This window comes from Flavobacterium sp. RSB2_4_14 (genome assembly GCF_051547085.1).
GTDB lineage: Bacteria > Bacteroidota > Bacteroidia > Flavobacteriales > Flavobacteriaceae > Flavobacterium.
The window spans coordinates 1-20,829 of record NZ_JBPTTL010000004.1 but is presented as its reverse complement, the minus strand read 5'-3'; the positions used below and the strand labels follow the sequence as shown (position 1 = coordinate 20,829).

Below are 20,829 nucleotides of genomic sequence, written 5' to 3'. Positions count from 1 at the left end.
TAAAAATATTTTTTCTGATGAAAAGAGATTTATATTCACTCCTATTTTTAGTACTATCCTACACAGTTCTTGCACAATCACCATTGGAGAAAGAAGTAAATCAAAAAATGCAAACTTGGATATCTTTGAATACTGTTACAAAATTCAGCGAGCATTGGGGTTTTATTGCCGATGCACACGTTAGATGGGATGGTTTTGTAGAAGACAATAATTTTTATTTTTTGCGAAGCGGATTTTCATATCTCCCAAATAAAACTATTTCACTAACTGCAGGATATGCTCACATGTGGTTAGCGCCATCCAATCCTGATTGGAGCACATATTCAGATGAAAATAGAATATACGAACAAGTGAATTTGAATACTGTTGTTGGGAAAGTTAGTATTTTACAGAGAATACGAAACGAACAACGTTGGCAAGAAAAAATTGTAAATGATCAAGAAACAAATGAAGTTCGGTTTACTAATAGGGTACGTTATCTTGTTTCGCTTAACATTCCTGTTTTTAAGAAAAAGTCTTTGCCTATGTTAGTAGTTTCGGATGAGATTATGGTACACTTTGGCAAAGAAGTTGTTTTTAATACTTTCGATCAGAATCGTTTCTTTATTGGAATTAAACAAGTAATTGATCCGAAGTTGAGTTTTGATTTTGGTTATATGAATGTGTATCAACAAAAATATTCTGGCTATCAATACGATATGAATCATACGCTCCGATTGTTCTTTTATCTCAATAATAGCATCAATGTAAATAGGCATTCAGTTTCACATCATAGTGGAGATGAATAACGATTTAGAATTTTATAATTTAAGTTTATTGTATTTAATATAAAAAACAACCGCTCAAAATGTTAAATATGTAAACATATTTTCTTAACTTTATATAAGAATTACTTTTAAATATTATATAAAAACACCTGATATGGAAGAGTTTACTGGTTATTCGCTCTTGCGTAATCCTCGTTTCAACAAAGGAACTGCTTTTACAAAAGAAGAAAGAGAAAAATATGGTTTGATAGGAATTATCCCTGATAAAATTGAAACCATAGAAACTCAGATTTTACGAGTTGATGAGCAACTTGAAAGTTATGATAAGCCCATCAACAAGTACACGTACTTGATGCAATTATTGGAAACCAATGAAACCTTATTTTTCAAGACGATTACTAGTGAACCCGCTAAATTTTTACCGTTAATTTACACTCCAACTGTTGGTGAAGCATGTCAGAAGTTAGGGCATATTTCGAGAAGACCAAGAGGTTTATTTATCTCTATTGACCAAAAAAACAATATCAAAAATATTTTAAAAAATTGGCCAGTTAATGATATACGTTTTTCTGTAGTTACTGATGGAGGACGAATATTAGGTTTAGGAGATTTAGGTATCAACGGTATTGGAATTCCAATTGGAAAACTTCTTTTGTATACAAGTTGCGGAGGCGTTCCTCCAGAACATACTTTACCAATCGTTTTAGATGTAGGCACAAATAATGAAGAGTTTTTAAATGATCCACTTTATCCAGGATTAAAATGCAAAAGAATTAGAGGAAAAGAATTTGATGATTTTGTAGCCGCTTTTGTGGAAGCCATGTATGAAGTTTTTCCAAAAGTATGTATTCAATGGGAAGATTTTCCCGGAGTAGATGCTATCAGAATTCTAGAAACGTATCGAGACAAAGTATGTACTTTTAATGATGATATTCAAGGTACAGCAGCTATTGCTACTGCAGGATTTATTTCCATCAGTAGGTTGATGAAAAAGAAATTTATTGATCAACGATTTTTATTTATGGGTGCTGGAGCTGCTGCTTTTGGTATAGCCGATATGTTGGTTAAAAAATTCCAAAGAGATGGTTTATCTGCTGAGGAAGCTTATAGTCATATTTGGATGTTTGATGTAAACGGTTTATTAGTTAGCATCAGAACAGACTTAGCCGAACATCAAATCCCATTTGCACATGATGGCGAACCTTGTACTAATTTTGCCGAGGCAGTCTTAAAAATTAAACCTACGGCTATTGTTGGTGTGAGCACTGTTGGTGGAGCATTTAATCAACAAGTCATAGAAAACATGAGCGCCGTAAATGAACGTCCCATAATTTTCCCTTATTCTAATCCAACTTCACATTCAGAATGTACAGCAGAACAAGCCTATACTTGGAGTAAAGGAAAAGCAATTTTTGCCAGTGGAAGTCCATTTGCTCCAGTAGAATTTGAAGGCAAAACATTCACGCCAGGTCAAGGAAATAATGTCTTTATTTTCCCTGCTTTGGGAATGGCCATTTTTGCTACTGAAGCCAAAAGAGTTACTGATGATATGTTATTAACTGCTTCAGAAGCTGTTGCCGAACAAGTTACTCAAGCCGATTTCGAAAAAGGATTGATTTACCCGAATGTTAATGATATTTTGAATGTTTCTATGAAAGTAGCTGAAAAAGTTGCCGAACATATTTTTGAAAGTGGATTGGCTAGTGTTGAAAGACCAGGTAATATGGTAGATTTTATTAAAAGCAAAATGTATATTCCTAGTTATGAGTAATATTTTTTTGAGATATGAGTTCATAATGCTTTGATACAGTTTGTTTTTATTTGACAAGAAATAATTAGATTTTTTGTTGAGTACCAAATGTAAATTGATATAAAATAGAGATTTGTAACTATATCATTATAAAACTATTAAAGGTAAATTTGTATTAACTAATAAATAAGAATATGAATACTAAGAATTTTTTACTAATTATAGTTCTTGTAATTGGGATGGTCATTAATGCCCAAAATACAAGAACTGAGACTGATTTGATTGGAGAAATTAAAGTTCCTGCTGATGCCTATTATGGTGCTCAAGCAGCGAGAGGAATGGAAAATTTCCAAATATCGGGACAATACAATAATGATTATCCTGATTATATGAAAGCTTGGGGAATGATAAAACTTGCATGTGCACGAGCGAATACTGAAGTTGGCGAAATGCAAGCAAGCAAACTTAAAATGATTGAACCGGCATGTATGGAATTGATAGAAGGAAAATATCTTGATCAATTCAGGATTGATTTATATCAAGGTGGTGCTGGAACTTCTACCAATATGAATGCCAATGAAGTAATTGCTAATGTTGCTCTTGTAAAAGCGGGTTTCAAAAAAGGGCAATACGATAAAATTTCGCCAAATGATGACCTTAACATGTCACAATCAACGAATGATACGTATCCTACTTCTCTTAAATTAACCATGATTATGCACAATGAGAAGCTAAAACAAGAACTTGTTTTGCTAGCTAAATCATTCAGGACATTAGGAAATAAATACATAGATGTGGTTAAAATGGGACGCACCGAGTTTCAAGATGCAGTTCCTATGACAGTAGGTCAGGAATTTCATTCCTATGCAACTATGTTGGAGTGGAATATTGAAAGTTTAGATTTTGCTAATAAATCTTTATTTACTCTTAATATGGGTGGAACAGCAATTGGGACAGGATTAAACGCTCCGAAAGGATACGATGTTGCAGTAATTAAACATTTAAATAAAATCTCAGGTTATCAGTTTGTTAATTGTGATGATATGATTGCGGCTACTTCTAGTTTACACGAATTTGTACTGTATTCTTCAGCTCTTAAAACATTAGCTACAACACTTTCCAAAATTTCTAATGACCTTATTATTCTATCTTCTGGACCACGAAATGGTTTATACGAAATAAATTTACCTCCAAGACAACCTGGTTCTTCAATTATGCCAGGAAAAGTAAATCCTGTTATTCCTGAATTAATGGCATTAATTAGTTATCGTGTGATGGGTAATGATGTAACCGTAAATTTCGCTGCCTCTGATGGTGATTTGCAATTGAATGCTTATGAACCTGTTGCTGGTTTAGCTGTTTTTGAATCTCAAAAATTATTGACTAATGGAATGAAAGCATTCCGTGTGCAATGTGTTGACGGAATCACAATCAACGAAAAAGTAGATGCTCGTAATTTAGAAATTACCATTGGAATTGTTACTGCTTTAAATCCTAAACTCGGTCACCACGTAGGCGATGAATTAGCAAAAGAAGCAATGGCAACAGGTAAAGGTATTATAGAGTTGGTTCGTGAAAAAAAATTACTTACCGAAGCTGAAATTAAAGACATACTTTCTCCAGAAAAGATGACAGGACTTGATAAATCAAAATACAAAAACAAATAAATAGTAAACCTAAAAACCAAGAATCATGAAAAAAATATCTTTTTTCGCCAGAAATTTTCTGGTAGTACTATTGCTAATTGCAAGTGTTGTTGCTAATGGGCAAGCAAAAAAACTCCCAAATATTGTTATTTTGGCTACTGGCGGAACCATTGCAGGAGCAGGAGCAAGTTCAACAGGTTCAGCATATACATCTGGACAGGTTAAAATTGAAGCTATGATTGATGCTGTACCAAATATTCGTACTCTAGCCAATTTAAAAGGAGAGCAAGTGGCAAATGTTGGTTCGCAAGATATGAGTGTAAAAGTATGGCTTGATGTTGCCAATCGTGTTAACACACTTCTTAAAAGTAATGATGTTGACGGAGTTGTAATTACTCACGGAACTGATACACAAGAAGAAACAGCTTATTTTCTTAATTTAGTTGTAAAAAGTGATAAGCCAGTAGTTTTAACTGGTTCTATGCGTCCTTCAACTGCTTTGAGTGCTGATGGACCATTGAATATGTATAACGCTGTAGCGCTTGCTGCAAATCCAGATGCCAAAGGATATGGAGTAATGGTTGTGATGAATGATGAAATTCATGCGGCTCGTGATGTTAAAAAAATGTATTCTACTCCAGTTCAAACATTCCAATCTCCTCAAGAAGGAATGATAGGAACCGTAATATTTGGAGATATTTTATTTTTCCACAAACCATCTGGTCGCCATACAACAAACAGCGAGTTTTCAGTAGATGGTGTAAAATCTTTACCTCGTGTAGATATTGTTTATGGTTGTGCTGATATGTCAACAGATTTAATTGATATCATGGTAAAAGCTGGAGCAAAAGGCATTGTGATTGCTGGTCTTGGTGATGGAAACATGAATGCAGGAACTTTAGAAGCAGTAAAAAGAGCTACAAAAGCTGGGATTCCAGTGGTTAGAGCTACACGTGTTCCAATTGGTGCTGTTTTAATTAAAGGTGAAGTTGTTGATGCTGACTATGGCAGCGTTTCTTCTGATGAGTTAAATCCTCAAAAAGCTAGAATACTTTTAATGTTAGCGCTTCAGAAAAACAGAAGCAGAGAAGAATTACAAAAATTATTTATAGAATATTAATCTTTAAAAAAAGGAATCTGTGTTAAATAACAGGTTCCTTTTTTGTTTAATCTGACTAATACTAACCTATAATTATCTTTTTATGTTTTGGATTGAATTTGCTGTTCTTTTAGGAATGATTCTCATTGGATCACAAATGAAAGGTATCGGTTTGGGTGTAATGGGTTTAGTCGGTTTGTTCCTTTTTATATTTATTTTTAAAATGAAACCAACTGATCCACCAATAGATGTTATGTTGATTATCATGTCTATTGTAACCACTGCAGCAACACTGCAAGCTTCTGGAGGATTAGATTATTTAGTTAGTCTAGCCGAAAAAATTATTCGAAGTAATCCATCCAATATTACCTTTATTGCTCCTTTTACTGTATATTTTTTATGCCTATTTGCAGGAACAGCTCATATTGTTTATTCTTTATTACCAATCATTTCTGAAGTTTCTGCTAAGAAAAGAATTCGACCTGAACGACCTTTGAGTATTTCGGTTATAGCTTCACATCTTGCTTTAACTGGTAGTCCAATGAGTGCAGCGACTGCTGCTTTAGTAGTAGTTTTGGCTTATCAAGGTGCATTAGTAGATATCATGATGATATGTATTCCTGCATCTATAATTGGATTGCTTGTTGGTTGTTTTTCTGTTTTCAAAAAAGGAGTGGAGTTAGATAAAGACCCAATTTTTATTGAAAAAATGAAAGATCCAGTATTTGCAAAAAGCATGGAAGCTGATACTGAAAATACTCAAGTTCAGTTGAAACCTGGCGCAAAAACTTCAGTTGTAATTTTTTCAATTGCAATTGTTTTAATTGTGATAGCAGGTGCTTTTCCTAGTTTAGTTCCAAGTTTTGAACCTGGAGTAAAAACACTAGCTATTGCCGCTGATGGTTCATTAACCATGGTAACCATAATAAGCGTTGTAACACTTACTGCTTCTGCTGCTATGATGTTGATTACAAAAACTAGCACAGCAGATGTAACTAAAGCAAGTTTATTTAATTCTATGGCTTCGGCAGTTGTTTCTGTATTTGGTGTGGTATGGATGAGTTCCACTTTTATGAATTCTAATAGTGATATTATTCAAACTGCTTTAGGAGGAATTGTATCTGAATATCCATGGACATTTGCAATAGCAGTATTTATAATGGGAGTTTTAATGTTTAGTCAGGCAGCAACTACTAAGACTATGATGCCATTAGGAATTGCATTAGGACTTCCGCCTTCTTCTTTGATAGCTATTTTTCCTGCTGTAAATAGTGATTTTGTTTTACCGGGTTATCCAACACTTCTGGCAGCGATTAACTTTGATAGAACGGGAAGTACTAAAATAGGAAAATATGTTATCAATCATAGCTTCAATGTTCCTGGAGTAGTGGCTATAGGAGTCGCTATTATGGTTGGCTTTTTATTAGGAACTTTTTTAATGTAAAATTTAAATCATTTATTATGAAAAAAATCATTATTTATTTATCAATCATGCTACTTCCAATTATTGCAATTGGTCAAGTAGATCAAATGGATAAGCAAACTATGGAAGGGATTCGTGCTTCTATAGATTCTGCAAAATCTATAATACCTACAAATAAACAATCATTATTGCGAGATGTTGATGTTATCTTTAATACTCGTATGGGTTTAGATAGTTATTTTACAGATGGTAACCATGATATTACTAAATATACTGTGAATCAATTTCGATTTGAAATCAAAGGAAAAATTCACGAAAAAGTATCATTCAGATTTCGTAACCGATATACAAGAGAGCCAATTCCTGGAAATTTAGATAATATGAGTAGAGCAGTTGATTTGGCTTTTGTAAAAGTTAATTTATCGGAAAGAACTCAATTCTCTATTGGAAAGTTATGTGCCGATTGGGGTGGTTATGAATTTGATTTTAACCCAATTGACATCATGGCTTATAATGACATTATTGAATATGCCGATAACTTTTTAGTTGGTGCTGGAATATCTCACACTTTAGAAAATAAAAAACAATCATTTTCATTTCAAATATTAAATTCAAGAACCAAAACTTATGAAGAGCAGTACGGTGATACTGCACCACCAGATATTGAACCTTCAAAAATGCCTTTAGCGTTTGTGTCTAATTGGAGAGGTAGTTTTTTTGATGGCAAATTTGAAACAACCTATAGTTATAGTTTCTTTAATGAAGCAAAAGGCGCACATATGAATTATTTTGCATTGGGTAATAAATTTAAACCAAGTGATAAATTCGTTTTATACTATGATTTCCATTATAGTGCTGAAGAATTGGATCGTAAAGGAATTGTATCTTCTATAATTAGTTCACAATATCAATATGCTGCTCAAGATGCGCTGTATGTTGAAAATTGGTTAAGAGCAGAATATGCTGCTACTCCAAAAGTAACGCTGTTATTGAGTGTGTTTACTAGTTGTCATTCATGGAAAGATAATCCAGACTCAAATGCTGATACTAAATTGTCAACAAGTTATGGTCTAATTCCAACTATTGAATACTTGCCGTTTAAAGATATTAATATGAGATTTTTTGTGGGTTATGTAGCTAGAAAATACGATTATACATCTTATGCTGAAAACGCATTTGGTGTTAAAGATTATACAACTGGTCAGTTAAGTTTTGGAATTGTTGCTCCATTATTGGTGTTATAAAATTTTCAAAAGTTATTGAATCAAAAATCCCAATCGAAAGATTGGGATTTGTTATTTTATAAAACTTTTTATTTTATTGCTAGTGCATTATCAATTAAAAAAGTAATATAATTTCTATGCGCTTTGGTACTTTCGTCAAGTGAAGTTGCTGTTGTTAAAATTGTTTTAATTTTTTTCAAGGTTTGGCGAGCCGCAGCTTTTGAAATATCATCATACTTATTTTTTGTGTCATTAACTTCTGCTATTTCTATAACACCTTTCACAAAAGTAGTTTGTAGATACTGTCGTTGCAAGTTCACTTTACTTGATAAATCAGCTTTAAAAATGCCATTAACTAAATCTCCCATCATTTCTGTAACAGAATAGGAATTTCCATAAAGACTGGTATTTGATAAACGTTGAAGCGTTCTTGGATGTATTAAGTGAGAAAGTGCTGCCATTTGCATAGATAAATAAATATCATTTAATTTAGGATCTTCTGTTCCACCACCAAAATTAAATCCTCGTCTTTGTAATTGTAAATAGGCATACAATGTAATATCTGCATCAAAAGCGTTTGGAGCGAAAGCATATTTATTTAAAACTTCAATGGCTCTCTTTTGTTGTTCTTTTGATATAGGTGTAAATGGTTTTTCGGTTGTATTTTGTCCTATATAACTTCTGTCTACCTGAATTCCACCAACATATCTACTTACTACAGCATACATATTTCTTCTTTGTCCGTTTAGCATACCAAATCTAGCTCTTAACTCAGCATAATTTTCTCCATCTTTACTGTATTTAGCTTTAAGTTTAGGCATTACATTATTAACTATTTTAAATCGCTCCTCTGCATTTCCAATAGCATCGCTACTCAAATCATTGATCATAACACGAGGATCAATTCCAGATCCAGGTGATCTCATATCATCTGCATCATTACCGAATGCTAAACTTGGTTCTGAACTTCGACTTAAAATTTTGTTTAATTCAGCTTCTTCATTTTGCTCATCAAATTCTTTATATCCATACTCAATTGCCCATAAATCATACGGTCCAGGTTTTGTGGTGTAATAATTTCCTTGTTTTGATCTGTCTAAAGAAAGGTTGATGGCTGGATAATCCATTACTGAGCCAATTAAACCTATTTTTTCTGTAATTTCAGTATTGTGTAGTTCTGATGGTTTTAGCATTTGACTGGATTTCATATTATGGTTTAAACCTAAAGTATGTCCCATTTCATGTAGCATTAAATAGTATAAAAATTCCTTATGTATTTTGAGAATAGTTTTTGGGTCTTCATTATCTATTTCTGCTAAAGTTGTTCCTGCCAAAAATTGATTTTTCAATTCGTTAGCCATAGAACAAGTACTACCGTCTTTATGAAAATGAGCATCTATATTTGCTTGATTTTGATTGCCTTTTGCTGAAAATAATTCATCATAAATTGGTGAGAAACTTCCTGAATCCCATTCAACAGTAATATCGGCACCAAGTATTTGACCCGTTCTTGGATTAGCAAAACTTGGACCTATAGCTCCATAACCGGCTGATGAAGAAGAAACCCAACGAATAACATTATAACGAACATCTGCTGCATCCCAATCAACAGTATCGGGTTGAATTTTCATAACGATTGCATTATTAAATCCAGCTTTTTCAAAAGCTTGATTCCAGCGATTTCCTGCCTCAACAATAGTCTGACGGTATTCAAGTGGTGTGGTGTTTTCTACCCACCAAACGATTGGTTCAACTGGTTCGCTAAAGGCAGCCGACGGGTCTTTTTTGGTTAAATACCATCTGTGAATGATATCTTTATAAGGTGCGGCTTTTAAACTTGTTTTATCATCGATTGACTGACCAAAATAGCCAATTCTTGGATCATCTCTTCTAGGTCTGAATTTATTTTCGGGCATTGCTAAAAATGTGTGTTGCATACGAACACGAATATATCTTGCATCGGTTATTGAAGCATCTCCACCATTCAATGGCGCTGGGTTATCATAGGCAAGATCGACTGTTACATCTGTATTGTTTGGAAATGAACGCACACTGTGGTATTTTGATTTTGCCGCATTGAAATTGCCTAGGTTGAAAACTGCTCCTGGTGGCATTCCTGGTGGGAAAGTAGGCTTTACTGGGTCCAATTTTTCACTCAAGAAAAGACCGTCAGCAGCAATTAAATATCCAATACTATCTTGAGCAACAACTTTTTCAGCAAGAAAAATAGCTTCTGAAATATCCACATTAGCAGTTTTACTTACTGGATTATTTTTGTCATAATAAAAATTAGTGTTAACCAACCCAAATTCAATTTTATCATTGGCTTTTTTAATTGTAATGACATTTGTATTTCGGTGCATACTTTGATTTAAAAACAATTCTGTAGGTCCATTAATTGAAAAACTTTGGTAAATAAATTCTTTATCCAGTTGGTTTTTCTTTATGAAAAGTTGCATACTACCGGTAACTGTATCTTGATAAACAGTTAATAATCCTTCAATTTTTTTGCTTCCTTTTATTTTATCATTAATGGAAACTTTGGCAGTTTTTTTCTTGTTTATAGAGTCTGTTTTTGCAGCTTCTATTTCTTTTTTACTTTTCTTTTTCTTCTCTGATTTGTCTTGTGCAAAGGTTGAGTCTATCGATAGCAGGAGTAATAACGATAGAACACAGGTGAGTCTTAGTTTGTTCATAATTGATTATAGTTTAGTTGATTATTTGAAAAAGTGAACTAAAGTACTTATAATTTATATTCTTTTGTAAATGTTGTGATTTTTTTAACGAGTTCAAAAGAAACCAAAAAGCCCCAACTTTTAGATTGAGACTTTTAGTCATTCTTGTTTATTTTAAAAACATTAGTAATTGAATATTTCTTCCAAAGAAACTTCCTCAATGTCACCTAATTTTTTAAGTGCCTCAAAGTCAAGACTTTCTTTTTTTCCAATAATGGCAGTATTGTATTTTTTTGTTTTCACTTCTTTATTGAAGAAATCGTTTGTTGCTTCTAACGTAAGATTTTGAATGCTATTATAAGTGTCTTTACGAACATCATAATCAAAACCTAGTTTTTTCAAGTTCATATGATTGAAGAAAATATTTGTTTTTATAATTCTACTAGATGCAATTTGTTTTAAGCTAGACTCCTTTGCATTGTTGAATTGTTTTTCAATTCTAGGCATATCTGATAATAATACAGAAATAGCATCAACCGCTTGAGGTAGTTTATTGGCTTGAGTACCAATTGAAACTTGCATATAATCATTCAAATTTTTGTTGTTTGCCATTCCATAAGTTGCTCTAGCCGAATAAGCCAATGATTTAGATTCTCTAATTTCTTGGAATACAATTGACGATAATCCAGAGCCAAAATAGGAGTTAAAAACATTTACAGTTCCACTCAAATTCATGTTGAATTTTTCTCCCTTTGCCACTCTATTCATTTCGGTTTGCACCATATCATAATTAGCAAAATAAACTTTATTACTTGTTTCCTGTTCCAAATATACTTTTGGTGAAGGGATTGCTTTGTTGGCATTAAGATTATGATGTTTCTCTAATGCTTTCACTATTGGATTTAAATCATTTCCATAAAAAAAGATTTGATGCTCATAATTACTGATGCCTTTTATGATATCTGTCATTTCTGATGCCTTCATTTCTTTTAATTCTTTTTCAGAAATGATATCTCTAAAACGAGAGTTTTTTCCATATTTTGCATAATTTGTTAGTGCAGTAAGAATGTTTTCTTTTCGTTTTTTAGCATTTTCTCTGTTGTTTAGTATTGAGGTAACTTGAGTATTGTATACCTCTTGGTCTGGTTTTACATTCTTCATGAAGCTTTCTAATAACTCAATTCCTTTAGGTAAGTTGTTTTCTAGACCAGTTAGGGTTATGTAACTCAAATCATTTGTAGCAGTAACAGAATAGGAAACGCCCAACTTGTAAAATTCTTTTTTGACGGCTTCCGAACTTAGTTTGTCAGTTCCAAAATAGTCAAGCATACCCATTGCCATTGACAATTTCTTGTTGTGGTCTGTACCCATATTAAAAATATAGTACAGATTTGAAATTGTATTAGTGTTATTTTTAATAAAACTTACATTGGTATTTTTAATTTTTTTTGTCTGAATTTCTTTTTTGAAATCAACAAAAACTGGAGTTAAATCTGTTGAAGTTATTTTAGAAAAGTTTTTATAAAAATCAGATTGTGCGTCTCTGTTTAACTGAATAGGAGTGATTTTTGGGTTCGAAACACGAACTAATTTATCATTTACTCCTTTTCTTTTGTAGATTATAACATAATTGTCTTTGAAAAAATCATTGGCAAATTTTACAATATCGGCTTTTGTAATTTTGGAATAGTCATTGATTTCTGCCAATACTTGTTCCCAACTTCTACCTTGAATAAAGGAACCATACATCGTAGTTGCTAATCCATCACCAGATTCAAAAGTTTTCATTTGATCCAGTTTCATGTTATTAATGGTAGCTTGAATCATCCATTCATCAAATTCACCTTTTTTAATTTTATCAATTTGCGATAACAATATTTCTTTCCCTTCCTCTAGGGTTTGGCCTTCTTTAGTTGATAAATTCAGCGATAAATAACCGTAATCATTCATGGTTGATGCGCTTGCTCCAGCTCTTAATGCTAATTGTTTTTCATTGATATTGATATCAATTAATCCGACATCTCCAGCATTGGATAAAATTTCGGAAGTCATATTGGCCAACAGCATTTCTTTTGTTCCTACACCAGCTGTTCTCCATGCCATGGTTAATCGTTCTGCGGTTGGACTTTTAATTTCTCTAGAAACAATCGCCGTCATTGGTTTTTCTTGAGGCATATTTTGTTTTGGTAACTCTTTGTATTGGAAAGAACCAAAATATTGGTCGACCATTTTAATGGTTTTGTCAAAATCTAAATCGCCAACTAAAACTACTGCCATATTATTTGGCACATAATAAGTGTCAAAATAATTGTGAATAGCTACCATTGATGGATTTTTTAAATGTTCTGATTTTCCGATGGTTGTTTGTTGTCCGTATGGCGAAGTTGGGAATAACGCATTCATCAATTCATAGTTCACTAAACGACCATCGTTATCCTGAGCACGATTGAATTCTTCGTAAACAGCTTCTAGTTCTGTGTGAAAAAGACGTAATACTAGTTCAGAGAAACGCTCTTTTTCAATAATCATCCATTTTTCCAATTCATTGGAAGGAATATTATTTTTATATACCGTTTCGCTTAACCAAGTGTGTGCATTAGTGCCTTTTGCACCAAGGGACGAAATAAGTTTGTCATATTCATTGGCAACAGAGTATTTTGATGCTTCTTGAGAAACTTCATCTATTTGCTTGTAGATTGCTTTTTTCTTTTCAGGATCAGTTTCGGCTTTATGCTTTTCGTACAAATCAGAAATTTGAGTAATAAGTTTTTTTTCAACTTCCCAATTTTGAGTTCCAATTTTGCTAGTTCCTTTGAAAACCATGTGTTCAAGGTAGTGCGCTAAGCCCGTATTATCTGCTGGGTCATTATTAGAACCTGTTCTAACTGGAATATAGGTTTGTATTCTTGGCTCATCGGTATTTTGAGCCAAATATACTTTTAAGCCATTTTTTAAAGTGTAAATTCTTGTTCCTGTTTTGTCATTTTTTACAGTTTCGTAGCTATAACCTTGACTGTCTTGTTTTTTTTCTGTTGAGAATGTTTGTGCCTCAATAGTTACTGCAAGTAATAAGCAAATGCTTAAAATTATTCTTTTCATAAATGTTTAGTTTTGAACAAAAATAATAAAACAATAAGGATAGAGTTATAAACATTTGTTAAAGTAAGTTTTAAACTGAAATAGTGGCAAATGGTAATTTTTTCAACAAGAAATTTCAAACTTGAAAGTTTTTTATAAAACTTTCAAGTTTGAAATGAATATTCAATACCAAACAATTTGAATTTTTAATGGATATCTTTACTAGTACCAGGACCTAAATTTGCTCTAAAAAAGTTATCATAGAAACCTTTATGGTCATGAATATTATTGGCTTTGGCGTATTCATTCCATTTATTAATTAAATCTTTCTTAATATCAGGATATTTATTTGAAAGATCTATGGCTTCACTAGGATCTTTTGAAAGATCATATAATTGCCATTCACCAGTTCCAAATGGAATAGGGAGTCTTAAAATTTTATAATTCCCTTTAATATATGCTTTCATTTCAAAAAGTTCCCATCCCATTCCTTCAGGGTGAATGCTTGTTGATTTATTGTTTATAACAGGTACAATAGATTTTCCAATAACTTTGTTGATTACTTTTTTTCCTTTATACTCTTCAGGATATTTTGAGCCAGTTAGTTCCAATATCGTTGGCATTATGTCAGTAACATGCAAAAAAGTTCCATTCCATTTTTGATTTTTTTGATTGTTTTGTTTGTTTTTTGGCATTTTAATAATTAATGGAGCTTTAATTCCTCCTTGTGAAGTAAAACCTTTAAAAAAGCGAAACGGTGAGGAAGAAGCTTGAGCCCAACCTGGACCCATTTCTACGTAAGATCCTTTTAGACCACGATTTTCCATAGAATTATCAAATGTAGCGAGATATTTTCCATCTTGATTACCTGGATATGATGTTGCCATTGCACCATTTGCGCCATTATCAGACATAAAAATAATCATTGTATTATCATACATTCCTTCTTTTTTAAGGTGATTAATGATACGTCCAATACTCATATCCATATAGTCTAGCATTGCTGCATATACTTCCATATCTCTTGCAAATTCTTCCTTTTTTTCTTTAGGAAGTTTATCCCAGTTTGGAATCGAGGCATTTTTTGAAAATTGTTCAACATCTTTATTAACTATGCCTAAATCTTTAAGATTTTTCAATCTCATTTCCCAAAGAGAATTCCATCCATTATTAAATTTACCCTTATATTTTTCGATGTATTCTTTTGGAGCTTGTAACGGGTCGTGAACCGCTGTATATGATTGAAAAGCAAAGAATGGTTTTTTATCATTTTTGTTTTTATCAATAAATTTTATTATTGAGTCTGTGTAATTTTTAGTTGAATAAAAATCATTTGGAAGTTTAACTTCCTTACCATTTCTTGTGTATATCATGTGTTGTGGTGGAGCTAAAGATCTTTGATCATTTGAATGGCTTCCGCCACCAGTTCCTAAAATAAATGTTTCTTGAAAACCTCTTTCAAATGGATTTTCACCTGCGTCTTCACCCAAATGCCATTTTCCAACCATATAAGTGTTGTAGCCATTCAATTTGAGTATTTCTGGTATAGTAATCACATTTTTATTGAGATTACCTGAATAGCCAGGAAGGTTTAATTTGTGTAATTCTGGATAATCCATTTCCTTCATTATTCCTAAACCAGCAACGTGGTTATCACAACCTGTTAACAACGAAGATCTTGTTGGTGAACATGTAGGCTGAACATGAAAGTTTGAAAAGTTTATTCCTTCATTAGAAATTGTATTAATTACAGGAGTATTGATGTTACCACCATAACACCCAATGTCACTAAATCCCATGTCATCTGCAACTATCAAAAGTATGTTTGGTCTATCATCTTTTCCTTGCTCAATATTTTTTTCATCCTTTTTACATGAGGATAGAGCTAGTGTCAGTATCATAAATGATAGCATGATTTTTTTCATAATTAATATAGTTTTGGTTAGTAATTATTTTATTAAAATTTTAATTTAAAACAAATATATAATTATTTATAAAAAAAGTTTTTAAGGACATTAATTTTGGCTCTAGAAATTATTTTAAATGAAAAATCCCAATCGTTAGACTAGGATTTGATACTCTTAACTATTTTGAAATTTTATTCTTTTATAATTTTTGAAATAAAACTTCCTTTTTCATTTTGAATTGTTAGGAAATAGATTCCACTTGACTGATTACTTAAATTAATGGTGTCAACTTGTATTCCATTTAATTTTTCCATTTTGATTTCTTGAATTACTTGACCTTGTATATTGGTTACTCTTAAAGTAACTAGTGCCCCATTTTCTATAGAATATTTTATATTTACTACATCTTTCGTTGGGTTTGGATAAATACGAATAGTGGAATTATTTAATGAAATTGACTCATTGGATAAAGTCGAAGTAGGACAAGCTACTGATTGTAGTGTGTTATATGAAAAATTAAAGTTTCCAATTCCTACTGCACCTTCTAAGTTTCTCCCAGTTGCCCATAATGCTGTTGCGGTATCCATTGCTAACGAATGTGCATCACCTGCGGATATTAAAAACCAAGTATTACTGGTTCCCACTTGATTTAGAGTATTAACTGCGGTATTATTTCCTAATCCTAATTGGCCAGTTGAATTGAATCCTCCAGACCACAAAGTGTTGTCGTTTTTAATGGCAAGAGAAAATGTATTTCCAGCAGATATTGCAATGTATTGAGTGACAATGCCAGGATTACTAAAACTTATCGGAATGAAAGAATTAGAAGTTGTATTGGTTCCATCACACAGTTGACCATTAGCATTGCTTCCAGCTGTGAATAAAATTCCACCGGAGTCTAAAGCCATACTGTGATTAAAACCAGCGGATACTTCTGACCAATTGTTAGCTGATGAAACTACTATTGGGATTAGACTTGAAGTAAAAGTTGCATTTCCAAATTGTCCGAAAGTATTATCTCCCCAAGCATGCATAAATCCAGTATTGTCTATGGCTAATGAATGTTGATTTCCAGCATCAATTTTTAACCAGTTGTTTGATGTTCCAACTTGAACAGGTACATTTTGATCTACTAAATTGTTTATTCCAAGTTGCCCTAAATTATTCAAACCCCAAGCCCAAAGTGTTCCAGTTGTTTTAATTGCCAAGCTAAATCGATTTCCTGCAGATACAGTTAACCAATCATTTGCTGTTCCAACTTGAGTTACTGTCCACGAAGCCGAATTAAATATACCATTACCTAATTGACCGAACTGACCATTTCCCCAAGACCATAATGTTCCGTTTGTTTTTACAGCCAAAGAATGAACCGTTCCAGCTGAAACTGTAGCCCAATCATTAGCGGTTCCAATTTGTATGGGTAAATTTTGATTAGGAGTAACTCCATTAAGTCCTAAAAGGTTTCCGTTTGCTCCCCAACCCCACATAGTTCCATCCATTTTGATGGCTAAAGAAAAATTGGTTCCTGCAGAAACAACACGCCAACAACCCGTACCAGATTGTGAAAAGGCATTTGTACAAATAAGTAATAAAATAATCAGTAATTGTAATTTTGTTTTCATGATTAATTAATTTTTAGATTAATAAAAACTGTGGGTGAGCGAAATTTCTATTTGTTATTATGAAAAACAAATATTTTATAAACAATGAAATAACAAATTGATTACCAATTTAATAAATTATTTAACACAAAGTTTTTTTATTAAAGATTAATTTCAAAATTAATATAAAGTAGAAAAAAAAAGTCCAACCGAAAAGTTGGACTTTAAATTATAAGTAAGTTAAATCGAGGTTGTACAAACGTTTTTTATTTCACTTTTTTCACAACAGCCTTGAAAGCTTCTGGGTGATTCATCGCTAAATCAGCTAATACTTTACGGTTCAATTCGATACCGTTTTTCTTAACTAATCCCATAAATTGTGAATAACTCATTCCTTCTAGTCTAGCTCCAGCGTTAATACGTTGAATCCATAAAGAACGGAAATTTCTTTTATTCACTTTTCTGTCGCGGTAAGCGTAGCACATTGCTTTCTCTACTGCGTTTTTAGCAACTGTCCAAACGTTTTTACGTCTACCAAAGAAACCTTTGGCTTGCTTCATTATCTTTTTTCTTCTTGCTCTTTTAGCAACTGAATTTACTGATCTTGGCATAATTTTTCTGTTTTTTTGTAGTAGGCGTCCCGAATTTAATCAAGGGAACTTTATAGCCATACTCCAAGGTTATTAAAATTGTTTTAACCTAAAGATTATCTAGGCAATAGTAATTAGGCAATAGTCAAAAGTTTTGAAACTAGTGGCTAGTGGCTTTTCACTAATGGCTTATTAGATGATTCTTAATTGTTGTTTAATGCTTTTTTCATCTGTTGGGTGAACCAAAGCAGAATGTGTTAAAGCTAATTTACGCTTTTTAGATTTTTTAGTCAAGATATGACTTTTAAAAGCGTGTTTTCTCTTGATTTTTCCAGAGCCAGTTACTTTGAATCGCTTCTTAGCACTGGATTTTGTTTTCATTTTAGGCATTTTTTCCTAGTTTATTTAATTTAACTTACTTACTTTTTTTCTTTGGAGCAATGAACATTATCATTCTCTTTCCTTCTAATACTGGCATCGCTTCAACTTTACCATATTCTTCTAAATCTTGTGCTAATCGTAGCAATAAAATTTGTCCTTGTTCTTTGTATATGATTGAACGTCCTTTGAAGAAAACAAATGCTTTCAATTTTGAACCTTCTTTCAAGAATTTTTCTGCATTTTTTCTTTTAAATTCGTAATCATGCTCATCTGTTTGAGGTCCGAAACGAATTTCTTTTATAGTGATTTGAGTTGATTTTGCTTTTAACTCTTTGTCACGCTTTTTTTGTTGGTAAATAAATTTACCGTAATCCATCAATTTACAAACCGGAGGAACTGCATTAGGAGAAATCTCAACTAAATCTACCTCAAATTGTTCGGCTAATCGAAGCGCTTCACTAAACTTGAAGACACCTGGTTCAATATTTTCGCCTACTAAACGAACTTCATCTACGCCTCGAATTAAATTATTGATTCGGTGGGCTGCTGTTTTCTCTACTCGAGGTTGATAACCTCTGTTACTTCTTATTGCTATGACTTTATTATTTTAGTTAAACTTCAAATGTTTTTAATGTTTTGGCAATCTCTTCATTTACAATTTTGGCAAATTCCTCAATTGTAACGGTTATATTACCTTTTCCTTCTTGACCACGACTACGAACAGAAATAGTTCCGTTTTTCTCTTCTTCCTCACCAACTATAAGCATGTATGGCATTTTTTGTATTTCTGCCTCTCTAATTTTTTTGCCAATTGTTTCGTTGCGATTGTCAATTAGGGCGCGAATTTCGTGATTTTCTAGCAATTCTAAAACTTTTTTCGCATAATTTTCATATTTCTCACTCAAAGACAATATAATAGCCTGTTCAGGCATTAGCCAAAGAGGGAAATTTCCTGCTGTATGTTCAAGTAAAATTGCAATAAATCGTTCCATTGAACCAAAAGGCGCACGATGAATCATAACAGGTCTATATAATTTATCATCCGCTCCTTTGTAAGTTAATTCAAAACGCTCTGGTAAATTATAATCTACTTGTATAGTTCCAAGTTGCCAACTTCTTCCCAAAGCATCTTTCACCATAAAATCTAATTTCGGACCATAAAAAGCTGCTTCTCCATATTCAACTACAGTATTTAATCCTTTATCGGCAGCTGCATTGATAATTGCATTTTCGGCTTTTTCCCAATTTTCGTCGCTTCCTATATATTTATCTCTATTTTCTTGATCACGTAATGATATTTGAGCCGTAAAGTTTTCAAAGCCTAACGAACCAAATACATATAATACAAGGTCAATTACTTTTTTAAATTCACTATCCAATTGATCTGGCGTACAGAAAATATGTGCATCATCTTGAGTAAATCCTCTAACACGAGTTAATCCATGTAATTCACCACTTTGTTCATATCTATATACGGTACCAAATTCTGCATAACGTTTTGGTAAATCTTTGTAAGACCAAGGTTTGGTATTGTAAATTTCACAGTGATGCGGACAGTTCATTGGTTTCAACAAAAACTCTTCACCTTCAGCTGGAGTAGTTATTGGTTGAAAACTGTCTGCGCCATATTTTGCATAATGTCCAGAAGTTACATAAAGTTCTTTTTGTCCAATGTGTGGCGTAACAACTTGTTCATAACCAGCTTTCTTCTGTGCTTTTTTTAAAAATTGCTCTAATCTATCTCTCAAAGCAGCTCCTTTTGGTAACCACAAAGGCAAACCTTGACCCACTTTTTGTGAAAAAGCAAATAAGTCTAGTTCTTTTCCTAGTTTTCTATGATCTCGACGTTTTGCTTCTTCTAATAGTTCTAAATAATCGGTTAAATCTTTTTGTTTAGGAAAAGAAATTCCGTAAACTCGAGTTAACTGTTTGTTTTTTTCATCACCACGCCAATAAGCACCTGCAACGCTCATAATTTTCATAGCTTTAATAATTCCTGTATTCGGAATATGTCCGCCACGACATAAATCAAAGAAGTTAGAATGATCACAGAAAGTAATTGTTCCATCTTCAAGATTTGAAATCAATTCAGTTTTGTATTCGTTTCCTTTATATACTTTTAATGCTTCAGCTTTTGAAACAGCTCGCATTTTGAACTCATGCTTTTCTCTTGAAATTTCTAAAACTCTATCTTCAATAGCTTTAAAATCTGCGTCAGTTATTTTGTTATCACCAAAATCAACGTCATAATAAAACCCATTATCAATTGCAGGCCCAAGAGTTAATTTAATACCATTATACTTTTCCTCCAAAACCTGAGCCATAACATGCGAAGTCGAATGCCAGAAAGCTTTTTTACCTTCTTTGTCATTCCATGTATATAATATGAGTGAACCATCAGTCGTTAACTCCGTTGAAGTTTCTATTATGTTACCATTGAAAGAGGCTGAAATTACATTTCTTGCTAATCCTTCACTTATGCATTTTGCAATATCCATCGGAGTTGACCCGTTTGCGAACTCCTTAACCGAACCGTCAGGTAAAGTAATCTTTATCATTCCTAAAATTTTATGGACTGCAAATATAGTAGAATAACAAAACACATACAATATATATGTATTGTTTCTTGGTTTTCTTTCGCTCGTAATGCTTTTTGTGCTTTTTAGAAAGAAAACAAGCGAAGAGGTGC

At 32.6% G+C, this 20,829-nt stretch carries 14 protein-coding genes; 6 read left to right on the top strand and 8 right to left on the bottom strand.

Going from position 1 to position 20,829, the window contains the following annotated elements; all coding sequences use genetic code 11:
* The first annotated feature begins 17 nt into the window (after window positions 1–17).
* The 6 genes from ACSVH2_RS09130 (at window position 18) to ACSVH2_RS09105 (ending at window position 7,929) form a co-directional block, all read left to right on the top strand.
* Window positions 18–788: a DUF2490 domain-containing protein gene (locus ACSVH2_RS09130; RefSeq protein WP_438092863.1), complete on the top strand. Its 771-nt coding sequence runs from the start codon at window positions 18–20 to the stop codon at window positions 786–788.
* 133 nt (window positions 789–921) lie between these two features.
* Window positions 922–2,538 carry an NAD-dependent malic enzyme gene (locus ACSVH2_RS09125; RefSeq protein ID WP_438092862.1) on the top strand — a complete coding sequence of 539 codons (1,617 nt, stop codon included), beginning with the start codon at window positions 922–924 and terminating at the stop codon, window positions 2,536–2,538.
* Between the two features lie 218 nt (window positions 2,539–2,756).
* Window positions 2,757–4,184 carry an aspartate ammonia-lyase gene (locus ACSVH2_RS09120; protein WP_438093023.1) on the top strand — a complete coding sequence of 476 codons (1,428 nt, stop codon included), beginning with the start codon at window positions 2,757–2,759 and terminating at the stop codon, window positions 4,182–4,184.
* A gap of 25 nt (window positions 4,185–4,209) precedes the next feature.
* Window positions 4,210–5,283 carry a type II asparaginase gene (locus tag ACSVH2_RS09115; protein WP_438092861.1) on the top strand — a complete coding sequence of 358 codons (1,074 nt, stop codon included), beginning with the start codon at window positions 4,210–4,212 and terminating at the stop codon, window positions 5,281–5,283.
* An 82-nt stretch (window positions 5,284–5,365) separates the two neighbouring features.
* Window positions 5,366–6,706, top strand: coding sequence for an anaerobic C4-dicarboxylate transporter family protein (locus tag ACSVH2_RS09110; RefSeq protein WP_438092860.1), 1,341 nt, complete (start codon window positions 5,366–5,368; stop codon window positions 6,704–6,706).
* Window positions 6,707–6,723: 17 nt separating this feature from the next.
* On the top strand, window positions 6,724–7,929 hold the full coding sequence (locus tag ACSVH2_RS09105) for a porin (RefSeq protein ID WP_438092859.1): 1,206 nt from the start codon (window positions 6,724–6,726) through the stop codon (window positions 7,927–7,929).
* Window positions 7,930–7,997: 68 nt separating this feature from the next.
* On the opposite strand, the gene ACSVH2_RS09100 is transcribed toward ACSVH2_RS09105, so the two are convergent.
* From ACSVH2_RS09100 to thrS, 8 genes are all read right to left on the bottom strand, one after another.
* Complete coding sequence (locus tag ACSVH2_RS09100) at window positions 7,998–10,604, bottom strand: zinc-dependent metalloprotease (protein WP_438092858.1); 2,607 nt, start codon at window positions 10,602–10,604, stop codon at window positions 7,998–8,000.
* Window positions 10,605–10,766: 162 nt separating this feature from the next.
* Window positions 10,767–13,682, bottom strand: a complete 2,916-nt coding sequence (locus ACSVH2_RS09095; RefSeq protein ID WP_438092857.1) for an insulinase family protein — start codon at window positions 13,680–13,682, stop codon at window positions 10,767–10,769.
* Window positions 13,683–13,867: 185 nt separating this feature from the next.
* On the bottom strand, window positions 13,868–15,586 hold the full coding sequence (locus tag ACSVH2_RS09090; RefSeq protein ID WP_438092856.1) for an arylsulfatase: 1,719 nt from the start codon (window positions 15,584–15,586) through the stop codon (window positions 13,868–13,870).
* Window positions 15,587–15,759: 173 nt separating this feature from the next.
* A complete protein-coding gene (locus tag ACSVH2_RS09085) occupies window positions 15,760–17,190 on the bottom strand; it encodes a T9SS type A sorting domain-containing protein (protein ID WP_438092855.1) in 1,431 nt (476 codons plus the stop codon).
* Window positions 17,191–17,435: 245 nt separating this feature from the next.
* Entirely contained in the window at window positions 17,436–17,780 is a 345-nt protein-coding gene (gene rplT / locus ACSVH2_RS09080; protein WP_438092854.1) for a 50S ribosomal protein L20, read from the bottom strand.
* Between the two features lie 171 nt (window positions 17,781–17,951).
* Window positions 17,952–18,149, bottom strand: coding sequence for a 50S ribosomal protein L35 (rpmI, locus tag ACSVH2_RS09075; protein WP_136151968.1), 198 nt, complete (start codon window positions 18,147–18,149; stop codon window positions 17,952–17,954).
* A 25-nt stretch (window positions 18,150–18,174) separates the two neighbouring features.
* On the bottom strand, window positions 18,175–18,675 hold the full coding sequence (gene infC, locus ACSVH2_RS09070) for a translation initiation factor IF-3 (RefSeq protein WP_438093022.1): 501 nt from the start codon (window positions 18,673–18,675) through the stop codon (window positions 18,175–18,177).
* 76 nt (window positions 18,676–18,751) lie between these two features.
* Complete coding sequence (thrS, locus tag ACSVH2_RS09065; protein ID WP_438093021.1) at window positions 18,752–20,698, bottom strand: threonine--tRNA ligase; 1,947 nt, start codon at window positions 20,696–20,698, stop codon at window positions 18,752–18,754.
* Between the last annotated feature and the right edge of the window lie 131 nt (window positions 20,699–20,829).